At 50.9% G+C, this 15,117-nt stretch carries 15 protein-coding genes and 1 pseudogene; 12 read left to right on the forward strand and 4 right to left on the reverse strand.

Annotation, left to right across the window (positions count from 1 at the left end; translation table 11 throughout):
• Positions 1-49 precede the first annotated feature (49 nt).
• From ACI3EW_RS11035 to ACI3EW_RS11065, 7 genes are all read left to right on the forward strand, one after another.
• Entirely contained in the window at positions 50-931 is an 882-nt protein-coding gene (locus tag ACI3EW_RS11035; RefSeq protein ID WP_118533227.1) for a branched-chain amino acid ABC transporter permease, read from the forward strand.
• A gap of 9 nt (positions 932-940) precedes the next feature.
• Positions 941-2,014: a branched-chain amino acid ABC transporter permease gene (locus ACI3EW_RS11040; RefSeq protein WP_118297138.1), complete on the forward strand. Its 1,074-nt coding sequence runs from the start codon at positions 941-943 to the stop codon at positions 2,012-2,014.
• 1 nt (position 2,015) lies between these two features.
• Complete coding sequence (locus tag ACI3EW_RS11045; RefSeq protein WP_182426862.1) at positions 2,016-2,780, forward strand: ABC transporter ATP-binding protein; 765 nt, start codon at positions 2,016-2,018, stop codon at positions 2,778-2,780.
• Positions 2,781-2,795: 15 nt separating this feature from the next.
• Entirely contained in the window at positions 2,796-3,506 is a 711-nt protein-coding gene (locus ACI3EW_RS11050) for an ABC transporter ATP-binding protein (RefSeq protein WP_118514659.1), read from the forward strand.
• A gap of 232 nt (positions 3,507-3,738) precedes the next feature.
• Complete coding sequence (locus tag ACI3EW_RS11055) at positions 3,739-4,344, forward strand: cytidylate kinase-like family protein (protein ID WP_329751737.1); 606 nt, start codon at positions 3,739-3,741, stop codon at positions 4,342-4,344.
• 585 nt (positions 4,345-4,929) lie between these two features.
• Positions 4,930-5,940 carry a 3-deoxy-7-phosphoheptulonate synthase gene (gene aroF, locus ACI3EW_RS11060; protein WP_329751736.1) on the forward strand — a complete coding sequence of 337 codons (1,011 nt, stop codon included), beginning with the start codon at positions 4,930-4,932 and terminating at the stop codon, positions 5,938-5,940.
• A 353-nt stretch (positions 5,941-6,293) separates the two neighbouring features.
• Entirely contained in the window at positions 6,294-6,650 is a 357-nt protein-coding gene (locus tag ACI3EW_RS11065) for a cupin domain-containing protein (RefSeq protein ID WP_118297029.1), read from the forward strand.
• Here the strand turns inward: ACI3EW_RS11065 and ACI3EW_RS11070 are convergent.
• Entirely contained in the window at positions 6,647-8,017 is a 1,371-nt protein-coding gene (locus ACI3EW_RS11070; RefSeq protein WP_405581670.1) for an MATE family efflux transporter, read from the reverse strand. The genes ACI3EW_RS11065 and ACI3EW_RS11070 overlap by 4 nt on opposite strands.
• Before the next feature lie 444 nt (positions 8,018-8,461).
• Positions 8,462-8,608 (reverse strand): hypothetical protein, encoded by a 147-nt coding sequence (locus ACI3EW_RS11075; RefSeq protein ID WP_405581673.1) that lies wholly within the window; start codon positions 8,606-8,608, stop codon positions 8,462-8,464.
• Positions 8,609-8,830: 222 nt separating this feature from the next.
• Here ACI3EW_RS11075 and ACI3EW_RS11080 point away from each other — a divergent pair.
• The 5 genes and pseudogenes from ACI3EW_RS11080 to ACI3EW_RS11100 form a co-directional block, all read left to right on the forward strand.
• A pseudogene (locus ACI3EW_RS11080) lies at positions 8,831-9,139 on the forward strand (MerR family DNA-binding protein); the annotation flags it as partial.
• Positions 9,140-9,156: 17 nt separating this feature from the next.
• On the forward strand, positions 9,157-9,981 hold the full coding sequence (locus tag ACI3EW_RS11085) for a TrmH family RNA methyltransferase (protein ID WP_215703648.1): 825 nt from the start codon (positions 9,157-9,159) through the stop codon (positions 9,979-9,981).
• A 197-nt stretch (positions 9,982-10,178) separates the two neighbouring features.
• On the forward strand, positions 10,179-11,684 hold the full coding sequence (locus ACI3EW_RS11090; RefSeq protein ID WP_405581676.1) for a hypothetical protein: 1,506 nt from the start codon (positions 10,179-10,181) through the stop codon (positions 11,682-11,684).
• A gap of 65 nt (positions 11,685-11,749) precedes the next feature.
• Positions 11,750-12,040 carry a DUF4491 family protein gene (locus ACI3EW_RS11095; RefSeq protein WP_118533207.1) on the forward strand — a complete coding sequence of 97 codons (291 nt, stop codon included), beginning with the start codon at positions 11,750-11,752 and terminating at the stop codon, positions 12,038-12,040.
• A 417-nt stretch (positions 12,041-12,457) separates the two neighbouring features.
• Complete coding sequence (locus tag ACI3EW_RS11100; protein WP_118297034.1) at positions 12,458-13,411, forward strand: L-lactate dehydrogenase; 954 nt, start codon at positions 12,458-12,460, stop codon at positions 13,409-13,411.
• Between the two features lie 33 nt (positions 13,412-13,444).
• Here ACI3EW_RS11100 and ACI3EW_RS11105 read toward each other — a convergent pair whose 3' ends face one another.
• Both ACI3EW_RS11105 and ACI3EW_RS11110 read right to left on the reverse strand, forming a co-directional pair.
• Complete coding sequence (locus ACI3EW_RS11105; protein ID WP_405581678.1) at positions 13,445-13,975, reverse strand: DUF3877 family protein; 531 nt, start codon at positions 13,973-13,975, stop codon at positions 13,445-13,447.
• Between the two features lie 11 nt (positions 13,976-13,986).
• The gene (locus tag ACI3EW_RS11110) at positions 13,987-15,099 is read right to left on the reverse strand and encodes an aldo/keto reductase (protein ID WP_118533211.1); all 1,113 of its coding nucleotides are present in this window, start codon (positions 15,097-15,099) and stop codon (positions 13,987-13,989) included.
• Positions 15,100-15,117: the final 18 nt, after the last annotated feature.

Raw genomic sequence — 15,117 nt, forward strand, 5'->3', positions numbered from 1 at the left:
AGAACCGGCGAAAACCCGCCGGAAAAGATACCGAGGTGTAAAAGTTATGATGGGTTTTATCAACTATTTAATCAATGGAATCAGCCTTGGCAGTGTCTACGCGATCATCGCACTCGGATACACCATGGTCTACGGAATTGCCAAAATGCTGAACTTCGCCCATGGAGATATCATCATGGTCGGAAGCTATACCGTATTTATCACAACGCGCTACCTGGGAATGCCGACTTTCTTAAGCGTGCTCCTGGCCGTTGTCGTGTGCACGCTCCTCGGTATCGTCATCGAGCGCGTTGCCTACAAACCACTGCGTGACGCCTCCCCGCTGTCCGTCCTGATCACGGCGATCGGTGTCAGCTACTTATTACAGAACGTCGCTCTCCTCTTATTCGGAGCCGACACAAAGTCCTTTACATCCGTTGTGACATTCCCGGCGATCAAGCTCGCAGACGGAGCCATCACGATCACCGGAGAGACGACCGTTACGATCCTCTCCTGTATCGTCATCATGATCGGACTTACCGCATTTATCAACAAGACAAAAGCAGGTCAGGCAATGCTCGCTGTCTCTGAGGACCGCGGCGCTGCAACCTTAATGGGTGTAAACGTAAACGGTACGATCGCCTTAACATTCGCGATCGGTTCTGCTCTCGCTGCGATCGCAGGCGTGTTGCTCTGCTCCGCTTACCCGTCCCTGACCCCGTACACAGGATCCATGCCTGGTATCAAGGCTTTCGTAGCCGCAGTTTTCGGCGGGATCGGTTCCATCCCGGGCGCCCTGATCGGCGGAGTCCTGCTCGGAATTATTGAGATCCTGTCAAAAGCGTATATCTCTTCCCAGCTTTCCGATGCGATCGTGTTCTCCGTACTGATCATCGTCCTTTTAGTACGTCCGACCGGTATCCTGGGCAAGAAACTGAACGAGAAAGTGTAGGTGATCGACATGAAAAGTACAGCAAAAAAGAAAACATTCGTCAACAATATGATCACCCTCGGAATGGTGGCCGCTGCCTGGCTCATCATGGAGATCCTCATGAACACCGGACATGTATCCAGCCTTTTAAAGGGACTTCTCGTCCCGTTCTGTATCTATGTGATCATGGCAGTATCCTTAAACCTTACCGTCGGAATCCTCGGTGAATTAAGCCTTGGACATGCGGGATTCATGTGCGTCGGTGCATTCGCCGGTGCCCTCTTCTCCAAATGCATGAAGGGAACCTTAAATCCGACTGTAAGCCTTGTGATCGCGATTTTTATCGGCGCTGCCGTTGCAGCTGTCTGCGGTATCCTGATCGGTATCCCGGTTTTACGTCTGCGCGGTGACTATCTCGCGATCGTTACCCTGGCATTCGGTGAGATCATCAAGAACCTCATCAACGCCATATTCCTTGGACGGGACGCAGATGGTTTCCACATTTCCTTTAAGGACTCCATGTCCCTCGGCTTAAAAGACGGCGGTGAAGTCCTCATCAAGGGACCGCAGGGAATCACCGGAACTCCGCAGGCCGCAACCTTTACGATCGGTATCATCCTGGTCCTGATCACTCTCGTGATCGTCATGAACCTTGTAAATTCCAGAACGGGCCGCGCGATCATGTCCATCCGTGACAACCGCATCGCTGCTGAGTCCATCGGAATCAACATCACGAAATATAAGCTGCTCGCATTCAGCATCTCCGCAGCTTTAGCAGGTGTTGCCGGCGTTCTCTACGCCCACAACCTGACCACACTGACTGCTCTCCCAAAGAACTTCGGCTACAACATGTCCATCATGATCCTTGTATACGTCGTTCTCGGCGGAATCGGAAGCATCCGCGGATCGGTGATCTCCACCGTCATCCTCTATCTGCTCCCGGAGCTTTTAAGAGGCTTAAACAACTACCGTATGCTGATCTACGCGATCGTCCTGATCCTTGCGATGCTCTTCAACTCTGCACCGCAGTTCATCACGCTCCGCAAACGGATTTTCGGCGGATTTGCATCACATACCACACATTCCGGAAAGGGGGAAGCTTAAAATGTCAGACATGTTAAGTGTAAAGGGACTGAGCATCTCCTTCGGCGGCTTAAAGGCTGTCAACAATTTTGCGATCAATATCGAAAAGGGCCAGCTCTACGGCCTCATCGGACCGAACGGTGCCGGCAAGACCACGATCTTCAACCTTCTGACCGGTGTTTATAAGCCGGATACGGGAACGATCCTCTTAGACGGTCAGAACCTTACCGGAAAGTCCACGACCGACATCAACAAGGCCGGAATTGCCCGTACTTTCCAGAACATCCGTCTCTTCAAGGACCTCTCCGTTCTTGACAATGTAAAAGCAGGACTTCACAATCACCACCCCTACTCCACGATCGAGGGAATTCTCCGTCTCCCGCGCTATTATAAGGTCGAAAAAGAGATGGATGAGGAAGCCATGGAGCTCTTAAAGGTGTTCGGACTCGACAATGAGTGTGATTTCAAGGCATCCAACCTTCCTTACGGTAAGCAGAGAAAGCTTGAGATCGCCCGCGCGCTCGCAACAGAGCCGAAGCTTCTTCTTCTCGATGAGCCGGCGGCCGGCATGAACCCGAACGAGACCGCGGAGCTGATGGAGACGATCCGCTTCGTCCGTGACCATTTCGGAATGACCATTCTCCTGATCGAACACGATATGAAACTCGTCAGCGGCATCTGTGAGCGCCTCACCGTGTTAAACTTCGGTCAGGTTCTCTGCACAGGTCCTACGCAGGAAGTTTTGAGCAATCCGGATGTTATCAAGGCATATCTCGGTGATGAATAGGAGGAGAAACAGATTATGGCAATGCTGGAAGTAAGAGATCTGGAAGTCTATTATGGCGTGATCCAGGCTTTAAAGGGAATCTCCTTCGATGTAAACCAGGGAGAGATCGTTGCTCTGATCGGTGCCAACGGTGCCGGTAAGACGACTACGCTGCACACGGTAACAGGACTTTTAAGTGCCCGTTCCGGACATATCATCTATGAGGGAACCGATATCACAAGAGTCCCGGGCTACAAGCTTGTCAGCATGGGCATCGCCCATGTTCCGGAGGGGCGCCGCGTGTTCTCCACGCTCTCCGTTCTCCAGAATTTAAAGCTGGGCGCTTATACGAGAAAGGACAAGGCGGAGATGGAAGCGACGTTGAACATGATCTACGAGCGTTTCCCGCGTCTGAAGGAGCGTGTGAACCAGCCAGCCGGTACTCTCTCCGGCGGTGAGCAGCAGATGCTCGCCATGGGCCGCGCTCTCATGAGCCACCCGAAGCTGATCGTTCTTGACGAGCCGTCGATGGGTCTGTCTCCGATCTATGTGAATGAGGTGTTTGACATTATCCAGAGTATCAACCGCGACGGTGTGACGGTTCTCCTGGTCGAGCAGAATGCGAAGAAGGCGCTTTCGATCGCGAATAAGGCGTATGTGCTTGAGACGGGGAAGATCGTTTTGAGTGGGGATGCGAAGGATATGATGAATAATGATCAGGTGAAGAAAGCTTATCTGAGTGAGTAAGTGGATTGATCTGTGGTTACGGCTTACGCGTTGCGTGGGCCGTAATTTTTTTGAATGATTCATAGTGGCGGAAGGCGGGACGCGTTGAGCCTGTTTTATATTTTCTTACAGTTCTATAAATTGGAAAATTTTGTGTAACTTTTTGGCGATTTTATGGTATACTCTTTACAGACAGCACTGAAACTGTGCAGAATTAAGGATAATAGCAACTTGTACAGGGGAGGAAGATATTATGAGCAAAGTCATCACTATCAGCCGTGAATTCGGCAGCGGCGGACGCGAGATCGGCGTCTGCCTCGCAAAGAAATTTGGGATTCCTGTTTACGATAAGGAACTGATCGCTATGGCGGCCGAGGACAGCAATATCTCTGAGGATCTTTTTCACGCAAACGATGAGGTGATCGCCAGACAGAAGCGGATCAACTATGATGATCTCGCAACGGTCGATCCTTTCTCCCCTGCCTATGAGATCCCGGTTTCTGATCAGCTTTTTGTGATCCAGTCGAAGATCATCCGCCAGCTTGCGAACCAGGGACCTTGTGTCATCATCGGAAGATGTTCTGACGTGATCGTTGAGGATGCTTTCCGGGTATTTATCTCCTCCGGTCTCAAAAAGCGTGTGGAGCGCATCCTGGCGCTTGAAAAGGAACCGGATGAGGATGTGAAGAAGCTGGAAAGCCGGATTCGTGCCATCGACGCGAAGCGCCGCGACTACTATCAGTACTACAGCGGCAATGAGTGGGGCAAACCGAAAAATTATGATCTCTGCTTAAACAGCGGTACTCTCGGGATCGAGCGGTGCGTGGAGATCATTGCGAATACGGTGTCATTGGAATAGGATATAGAGATTTTGATCGGCTGGAAATCCCCGGCATAGTTATGAGCACATGGCTGCGCCGGGGATTTTTCGTGATATTCCCGTCTTCTGTAATCCTGACCTTTTACGTCCTTGTATCGTACTTACAAATTTACAACTAGTCTTCTATCCCCACTGCTGTTCGGATCTTTTTTGTTCTGATCATTCTTCTGCTCTTCTTTATTTTTTAGCCTTTATTATTTCATTCTTTTGTATGTTTTATCACATAAAAGCGTAAAACTTCAACTTATTGAATTTTTCTATTGACAAATGCATCTGACAGCGCTATGATAACTTCAACAGCCGGAAAGAATCGATCCGGCGGTCAATCTTCAGAGAGGAGAACAGCAGATATGAAGAACCAGATGATGAATCTTTTTGCATCCTATTCTTTTTATTATTTTCCGGGCTATTATTACGGCGCGGACTGTTTCTGCTGCAAAAAACAAACCTCTCCGATCGAAGGTCAAAGGACCTGAGGAAACGTAACGAAAACGTGGAGCCGGTGTTTGCGATTGCAGCAGACACCGGATTTTTTATTTTAACAGAAAAAAGGAGAAAACAATCATGATCATTATCTTAAAGAAAGACGCCAATAAACAGAAAGTAGAATCTTTAAAGACCGAACTTGTAAACCAGGGCTTCAAGCTTCATCTCTCTGAGGGAACCGAAGCTTCCCTGATCGGACTGATCGGTGATACGAGTATGATCCATGAGGACTGGCTGCGCGCCAACGATGTCGTTGAGGATGTCCGCCGGATCCGCGAGCCGTACAAAAAGGCAAACCGCTCCATGCACCCGGATGACACCGTGATCGATATCTGCGGCAGAAAGATCGGCGGCGGCAATTTCCAGGTGATCGCCGGACCGTGTTCGATCGAGACGAAGGAACAGATCACAGAGGTCGCTGAGGATGTGAAACGCTCCGGCGCTACTCTTCTCCGCGGCGGTGCTTTCAAGCCGAGAACTTCCCCGTACGCATTCCAGGGGCTTCATGAGCACGGTCTTGATCTTCTCCTCGAGGCAAAAAAAGCCACAGGTCTCCCGGTCGTCACAGAGATCATGAGTGCTGAGCATCTCCCGCTCTTCGATGACGTGGATGTCATCCAGGTCGGTGCGAGAAATATGCAGAACTTCGAGCTCTTAAAGGTTCTCGGAAAGATCGACAAGCCGATCCTCTTAAAGCGCGGACTTGCCAACACTCTGGACGAGCTCTTGATGAGTGCCGAGTACATCATGGCAGGTGGAAATGAAAAGGTCATCCTCTGTGAGCGCGGGATCCGTACTTTCGAGACTTCCTACAGAAATACGCTCGATATCTCCGCTGTCCCGATGTTAAAGAAGAAAACTCACCTTCCGGTCATCATCGACCCGAGCCACGCAGCCGGGATCCGTTTCATGGTCGAGCCGCTCGCTATGGCAGCGATCGCAGCCGGAGCTGACGGTCTCATGATCGAGGTCCACAACAATCCTGAAAAAGCCCTCTGCGACGGTGCCCAGTCCCTGACACCGGAGATGTTTGATCATCTGATGAAGAAAGTGAATAAGACGGTGGATTTCTTCCATACACTTGGGTAAGCCGATCATCTGTCTGAAATCACCGCCATGCAGAATATAAAATGCCCCCTGAATCTCGTTCACTCAGGGGGCATTCCTGGTATTTTTCTCTTGTATCCCAGCATTTTGATCTTAAATGTAAAAAATATATTTTCTCATGTTTTGAACCCAAATGGAAAATGCAAGAACACCTACAGCGGCCATACTATTCAGGCATATATAAACATATTGCCGGGTTGCGAAAAATATAAAATCAGATTTTTCTTTTTCTAAATATGCAGTATAATAAATTTGTCAATATTTTAGGCAGACCAATCCCGCAAAGATGGCTGCCCGGCAGATTTTTATTGAAATATTTCAGGGAGGTTTCCACTATGGTCAGAAAAACAGAAGTCGCATTTGTACCGAATTTAAGAGGCGGTGAAGGCACCGTCGAGATCCGTCATCTTTTAAGCAAGGACGAGCTCATGGGACATGCATCCATGTACGCACACGTGATCATCCCGCCGCACGGCAGCATCGGTTTCCACCAGCATGTAGAAAATACCGAGCCGTACTATGTGATCAAAGGAAAGGGGATCTTTGAGGACAACGACCACACAGAGACCGAGATCCACCCGGGCGATGTCTGTGTGATCGAGGTTGGTCAGAGCCATGCCATCAAAAATCCGTTTGATGAGCCGTTAGAATTTATGGCACTCGTGATCAATGAACGCGGAAAAGAGATTTAAATCTGCTTTTCCCAGTCCATCCGAAGCAAGAATACGATAAAAATGATCGAGCTTAAGCTCCATGTCAGCGGGTAAGCCGATGAGATCGTCCGGAATACCGGAATGATCCGGAGTGCGATCGTCACGTAGAGAACGCGGATCCCGCACCAGCAGATGAGCATCGTGAACATCGGGACCACTGATTTTCCGGCTCCGCGGAGGACGCCGGACGCGCAGTTGGAAAATGCCAGAAGGAAAAAGAACAGTGCAACCGTTCTTCCATGGATCGTTCCGAAGCGGATCGCTTCCGGTGCATCGACAAAGATCCTAAGAAGGATCGGGATCCAGATAAAAAGACAGATTCCCACAAGCTCTGCCATCACCATGCCGAACGCAAGGCCGATGGCGGAGCCTTTTTTTGCCCGGTCTGCTCTCCCGGCTCCAAGATTCTGGCTCACAAAGGTCGTGAGCGCCATGGACATGCTCATGATCGGGAGAAACGCGATCCCCTCAAGCTTCGCAAAGGCACCCTGTCCGGAGATCGCGAATGCGCCGAATGTATTGATATTTGACTGGACGACGAGATTTCCGATGCTGATGACCGAGTTCTGGAGCCCCGTCGGAAGTCCCTGGACGATAACCTGGCGGATCATTTCTTTATGGAAGCGCAGTTCCTTCCAATGGATCGTCGCTGCCCCGCCGTCCTTTACCATGCGTGACAGGCATAAAAGAACGCTGAGTCCCTGCGCGATCACGGTCGCAACCGCGGCTCCGGCTGCGCTCCATTTGAATCCGGCGACAAAAATGAGATCCAGGATCATGTTCACCACGGAGGAAAAGATCAGGTAATAGAGTGGATGTACGCTGTCCCCGACCGCCCGCATGATGTTCATGCAGATGTTGTACATGATGACCGTGGAGACGCCGGCAAAATAGATTCCAAAGTACAGTCGCGCCTCCGTCATTACGCTGTCCGGCGTGTGAAGCCAGCCAAGCAGGATCGGGACAAACACCTGACCGATGATCGTCGCGAGAATGGAAAACACGATTCCAAGAAGGAAGTTCGTGTGGACTGCCCGCCGCAGGTTCTCCTCGTCCTGTGCTCCAAAGTATTTTGAGATCACGACTCCGCCGCCGATCGCGATCCCGCCGAAGAGCGTGATCACCGACATCGTCACATTTCCGGACAGGCTGACCGCCGCAAATGCGTCATTGCTCGCAAAGTTCCCGACGACCCAGGCGTCCGCCATGTTGTAGAGCTGCTGCAGAAGCTGACCGAGAAAGATCGGGATCATAAACGTAAAAAGCCCCTTCGCGATCGGTCCTTCCGTCAGATTTCCTTTCTGATCCGCATTTTTCTTTGCCGTGCTTTTTCTGAAAAAATCCATCTTTTTCCTCCCCGCAGGACCAGGGAATATCCGCCGTTCACGGACATTCGTCGTTTAAGTGACACGTTGTAACTAATATAATCGTATCATGCAAGTACCTGCTTGTCAAGTGAAGGTATTTCCTGCGCTATGCTTATAATCTTCGTGTTGAAAGGCGCCTATACACGGATTTTTCCTGTCCGTGCACGGCGCCTTTTCATTCATTATTTTCTGATCCGGGCAGGCATACTCTTCCTGTCTCAGTCCAGCTTCTTTTTCGTCAGATATGTCAGATGCACCACGCTGTCCGGAAGCTGCTCCACTGCCTTCAAGTTCATTTTCCTCCTTTCGATTTCCGATTCTTCCAAATTTCTAGCTTCCATCTCTCTGCCTAACCAACCGCTGATTGTTTTCCAGGCACCATTCATCAGATTTTCCCATCTTCCGCCGCATACAACCGCAGCATTAATTTCCAAGTGATAACAAATCCGTCCACTCTTTCACATCTGCCTGCGCCTTCGGAACGTTGTTTCTCGAAACAGACAGTCCGTTATCCACGACATCTGCGGCCGCCATGACTATACTGATCTGTTTCACTCTGTCCAGTTTCATTTTGCTCTTTTTCGTCCTTTCATGATTCCTGCAAGCAGGAGATTCAGCCCGAATATCATAACACATGTTTGCGCAATGCGCGGACAGGAACCAGCGGCCTGCCGAACCGTTCCTTGTCTTTTCGGGTCTCTCATGCTATAATCCGATTGATACTACCGATTATATATTCCGATTGTAACAACCGGTCAATGACTTTCGGTATCTGCCAACGTAAAACGTGACAGCAACAACCGCCGTATTTTCGATGAACATGATGTAAAATGGATCAAAGACCTGGTCTGCCTGAAAAAATGCGGGATGAGCATTCAGGAAATGAAGGAATATCTTGCCCTTTGTCTTCAGGGCGAGAGCACGATCATGAAACGAAAGGAAATGCTTTCCAGAAAGCAGGAAATGCTGCGCGAATCCATCCGGGAGCTGGAGAACAGCATCGACTATATCGACTGGAAGCAGAATTTTTACGATGAGGTGCTTTCCGGGAAACGCCCGTATGTCAGCAACCTGATCTGCTTAAAAGAAGAAACAGACTGAGCCGAAAAGGAGATTTTATGCCAGCAATCATAACGATCACCGACCTTAATCTGCCGGAACTCGACCTCTTTTCCCGCTATTCCGAGTCCCAGCTTTATCATATCAACGAACCGGCCCCCGGGATCTTCATTGCGGAAAGCCCGAATGTGATCCGCCGCGCCCTGAATGCCGGATACGAACCTGTCTCCGTCCTGATCGAGGACCGGCAGACGGATCCATGGATCCCGGAACTTTTTTCCGATTACCCGGACCTTCCCGTTTATACCGCAGCTGCCTCTCTTCTCACAAATCTCACCGGCTTCGCACTGACACGCGGACTTCTCTGCGCCATGAAGCGGAAGCCGATGCCTTCTGTGGAGGAGATCTGTAAAGGAAAACGCCGGATCGCCGTGCTCGAAAATGTTGTAAATCCAACAAATATCGGCGCCATCTTCCGCTCAGCCGCAGCGCTCGGCATGGATGCCGTCCTACTCTCCTCCGGCTGCAGCGACCCGTTTTACCGGAGAGCCGCCAGAGTCAGCATGGGAACCGTTTTCCAGATCCCGTGGACTTATTTTCCGAAAGAGGCCGATCTCTCCGCAGGCGGACTTACACACCTCAAAGCCATGGGATACAAGACTGCCGCCATGGCATTAAAGGAAGATTCCGTCTCCATCGATGATCCCGGACTTCTCTCAGAAGAAAAGCTCGCCGTGATCCTCGGAACCGAGGGCGACGGTCTCGCCTCCGCCACGATCGATGGCTGTGACTACACGGTCATGATCCCGATGGCGCATGGCGTTGACTCCTTAAATGTCGCAGCGGCGAGTGCGGTGGCGTTCTGGGAGCTCTCGAGACATTGACGAGACCGGAACCCTGACATCTTCTCGCGTCGGATGCGTTTGTCCTTGATAACCGATTGCTTCGTGCAGGCACGCATCGCCACCTCATGAACACTCGGCAAATTCCGCCATGTGAAAAATCTGTGTATTTCACAGTTTTAACAAACTTAATTCGTATACTTCTTTGTATACTTCATTTTAGAAAGGATCTGATTCTCATGAAAAAACAGGCACTCTTCTGCATGCTTCTTGCAGGGACCCTTATGGTCGGCGGATGCGGACAGAAAGCCGCTGATCCCGCCGCTGATACTACTGCACAGGTGACAGAAGCTTCCGATTCCGCTCCGGCTGATAAACCGGATGGAGCTCCGGGAGAAAATTCTGACAGGCCAGGAAATCCGCCGGATGGTACTCTGGGAAATATGGACGGAAAACAGGCTCCTCCAGACGGAGAAGGCGGTCCTGGCGGCCCGGGCGGACAGAATTCCGCACCGGAATCCTACGATGCTGTCTCCAGCTTTTCTGAAGATAAAGAGGAAAGCGACCAGACCTACGCTTCCACCGGAAAGGATGAAAGTGCAGTTCTTGTGACCAGCGGTGCGTCTGTCACTTTAAATAACTTCACGATCGACCGCACCTCCACCGACAGCACCGGCGGCGACAACTCCAGCTTCTACGGCACCGGCGCCGCTGCCCTTGCCACAGACGGAGCCCTGACACTCACCGGCGGCACGATCACCACCGACGCGAAAGGCGGTGCAGGCGTCTTCAGCTACGGCAACGGCAATGTCTCCGTATCCGACACCACGATCACCACAAAGCAGGACACCTCCGGAGGGATCCACGTCGCCGGCGGCGGAACTCTCACCGCTTCCAACCTTACTGTTGAGACAAACGGCGAATCTTCCGCAGCGATCCGGAGCGACCGCGGCGGCGGGACCATGACCATAAACGGTGGAACCTACACGTCAAAAGGAACCGGTTCCCCGGCTGTCTACTGTACTGCGGACATTACCGTCAGCGATGCAGCGCTCTCCGCGGAAAATTCCGAGGCGGTCTGCATCGAAGGTTTAAACTCCCTGTCCCTCAAAAACTGCACGCTCTCCGGAAACATCCCGGAAAATGAGCAGAATGACTGCGACTGGACCGTGATCCTCTACCAGAGCATGTCCGGCGATTCCGAGGTCGGCGAGAGTAACTTTTCGATGGAGGGCGGCAGCCTGACTTCCTTAAACGGCGGTCTGTTCTACACGACAAACACTGAGAGTTCCTTCTATCTGAAACATGTGGACATCACCTACTCTCCATCCAATGACTTTTTCTTAAAGTGTACCGGCAATGCCAACAAGCGCGGCTGGGGCGAGAGTGGAAAGAACGGCGCTGACTGCACCTTCACCGCAGATGAGCAGGAAATGAGCGGTGCGATCCTCTGGGACAGCATCAGCAATCTGAAGCTGAACCTCACGAACGGAACGATCCTGACCGGCTCGATTCTTCAGGACGAGACAAATGCCGGCGACGGTGGAAACGGGACCTGTGACGTAACGATCGATGCCCTCTCCGCATGGACCGTGACCGGAAACAGCACAGTCTCCTCCCTGATCTGCAAAGGTTCCATCACGGGTGCTGACGGAAAGAGCGTTTCGATTATCGGAACCGACGGCACCGTGTTTGTCCAGGGCGAAGGCGAGTATATGATCACAACGGGAAGCTATGAACATTAGATAGTAACTGTTCAGTAGTTCTGCGCTGACCATAATAAAACAAGGATTCACAGAAAGGAATTTTTATGAACTGGACCGGACTGATCGCTGCGATCGGAACGTTTCTTCTGATCGGCAGTTTTCATGTGATCGTCATCAAGACAGAATATTACTTTGGAAAACAGGTCTGGCCTGTGTTCGCGGGGGTCGGGATTTTTTCCCTGCTCGCCTCTCTCCTGATCTCAAATATGATCATCAGCGTGCTGATCGCTGTTTTCGGGATCACCTGCATCTGGAGCATCAAGGAATTATTTGAGCAGGAAGAGCGGGTAAAGAAAGGATGGTTTCCGGAAAATCCGAAGAAAAAGCAGAAATAAGAAAAATCAAAACAGAACGTCGCTGTTACATAAAAAGTCATGTTCCCGCCTATTTTTCAGATGGGGAACATGACTTTTTTCACACTTATCGTAACTGTTCAGTACCTTCACAGTCACGAGCAAAAATCCATGAAAAATTGCCTGCGGCAATGGGATTTTTGCCTACCCGCCTATGTTTTCTTACGGTCAGCGCAGTAAATGCGCAGACCTACTGAACATTTACCACTTATCTTCTAATGCAGCATTCTCCAACATAAAGAGTTCCGGTTTTTCTGGAATTTTCTGGTTTTTTCGTTGTAAATACAACGGTTTTTCATTTCCGGTTATACTATACTGAACATGCAGGAAGGAAAAACTGAAACCATCTTCCACGCGGAACATCTCCGCACGATTCTGAGCTAACAGGAGGGATCCTTTATGAAACAGACCATCAACCCAAGAAAAGCAGCCGTCATCGGATGCGGCTTCGTCGGATCTGCCACCGCATTCACCCTGATGCAGAGCCGCCTCTTTTCCGAACTCGTCCTTTTGGACGTCAACCACGACAAAGCCGATGGGGAGGCGAAGGACATCGCCCACGGAATCCCGTTTGCCGGTCAGATGAAGATCTATGCCGGAACTTACGATGACATCGCCGATTCCGCGATCATCATCGTCACCGCCGGAGCGAACCAGAAACCGAATGAGACGCGCCTGGACCTGGTCCACAAAAATGTCGCAATCTACAAAACGATCATCCCCGAGATCGCAAAGCGCGGCTTTGAGGGAATCCTCCTCATCGTGTCCAATCCGGTCGACATCCTGACCTACGCGGCGTTAAAGCTCTCCGGCTTCCCGGAAAACCGCGTCATCGGTTCCGGAACCGTACTCGACACGGCGCGGTTAAAATATGCGCTCGGGGAACATCTCGGTGTCGACAGCCGCAGCGTCCATTCCTTCATCATCGGAGAGCACGGAGACAGCGAGATCGCCGCATGGAGCAGCACCAACGTCTCCGGGATCCCGTTAAACACCTTCTGCGAGATGCGCGGCCATTTCGACCATGACCACGCTATGGACCGGATCGCGGAGGACGTAAAAAACAGCGCTTATGACATCATCTCCAAAAAACAGGCAACCTATTACGGGATCGCCATGAGCGTCAAACGGATCTGCGAATGCATCATCCGCAACGAGCGGTCCATTCTCCCGGTTTCCTCCATGATGCACGGGGAGTACGGGATCGACGGCATCTCCCTCAGCATGCCGGCCATCGTGGGATTAACCGGCATCGAGACGCATGTTCCAATCGCGTTAAATGCGGAGGAAGCCGAAAAGCTCCGGGCGTCTGCGGAGACATTGAAAAAAATCGCAGCGACGCTGGAATTGTAAACTCCATCGGCAATGAAATTACCGGTCTTCCATTTACAGCAGCTCCTCATAATCCTCCGGCAGGAACCGGTGGTAGATCAGATGGCATCCCTCATCCTTAAAACAGTAATAATACCGATCCGGGATGCCATCCGCAAAGTGGAACGCCCAGTCGAAATCGCCGTCCTCAATTTCTTCAAACACGGCATATTCCGACCATTTGAGGAAAAGCTCCCGGATCTCATCAAGGCTGCATCCATGTCTCCCGACAAGTTCTACAAGGTCCTGGATAAACTCCCGTCCTTTCATCTGTTCATGGACGAACACACTGCCCTCTTCCGGGATCTTAATACAGAACCGGTCCCCTTTTGCGGTCACCTGAACAGCTCCAAGCGTATCCTTCGTGTGGACTCCAAGCTCCTGAAGCCGCTCTTCCATCCGTTCCTGGGTATCATCTGTCCCGAAAAAGTGATTCAGCGTCGAGACCGGATAGTACAGCCGGATCACCTCCGGGCGAAACCCGAGCTTCGCCTGCTGCTCCTTCACCATATCGATCAGATTTTCTTCCAGTTCATGAAATCCCATGTTATTCTCCTTTATGCCTCTTTCTTCTCAAATTCCGCCGCAACATCACACAGCAGATCGCGGATCTTCAGCTGCTGCGGACAAATCTGCTCACATTTTCCGCATTTGATGCAGTCGGATGCCTTTCCATGCCCATTCGTGTGGATTTCATAGTAATGGTCAGAATTCCAGTTCTGATACATCTTTTTCGCATTCATGCAGTCGAAAAGATCCGGGATCAAGATCTTTTTCGGACAGCCGTCCACACAGTAGCGGCATTCTGTACACGAAATCAGCTTTTTGCCCCGGATGATCTCACATACCTTCTCTACCGCCTGTGTCTCTTTCTCGTCAAGCGGCCTGAAGTCTTTCATAAAGTCCAGATTTTCCTTCATCTGGTCGATCGTGCTCATTCCGGAGAGGACCATCATGATCCCCGGGAATCCCGCCGCATAGCGGATCGCATATGTCGCCGGACTTCCGCCATGGAGCTCGTCAAATACTGCTTTTGCATTATCCGGAAGATTTGCGAGACTGCCGCCGCGGACCGGTTCCATGACGATCACCGGTTTTCCATGCTTTCTGCAGACTTCATAGCATTTTCCGGACTGAACCGCCGGGTCATCATAGTCGATATAGTTGAACTGGAGCTGTACCACCTCTACCTGCGGATACTCGGTGAGGATCTGGTCAAGGACCTCCGCACAGTCATGGAACGAGATTCCAAGATGGCGGATCTTTCCCTCTTCCTTGAATTTCAGTGCCGTCTCATACGCATGACATTTCTTGAACTTTTCAAACTTTTCAACATTCTGGGCATGCATCAGATAAAAGTCAAAATACTCCACTCCGCAGCGTTTCAGCTGGGACTCAAAAAGCGGACGGATATCCTCTTCTTTTTCGAAGAAATTTCCAGTCAGCTTATCCGTGAGGATATAGCTCTCTCTCGGGTGACGGCTCGTCAGGCAGTTTTTGATCGCAAGCTCACTCTTTCCGCTGATATAGCCGCGCGCCGTGTCAAAGTAATTGAATCCCTGTTCCAGGAAATAATCGACCATCTGACAGACCTGTTTCTCGTCCACCTCTTCCCCGATCATCGGGAAACGCATACAGCCAAATCCAAAATTTTTCTTGATCTTATCCATCCGCTTCTCCTTTTCCCA

It is taken from the genome of Pilosibacter rotomagensis, assembly GCF_045062245.2.
In the GTDB taxonomy this organism is placed as follows: domain Bacteria; phylum Bacillota; class Clostridia; order Lachnospirales; family Lachnospiraceae; genus Pilosibacter.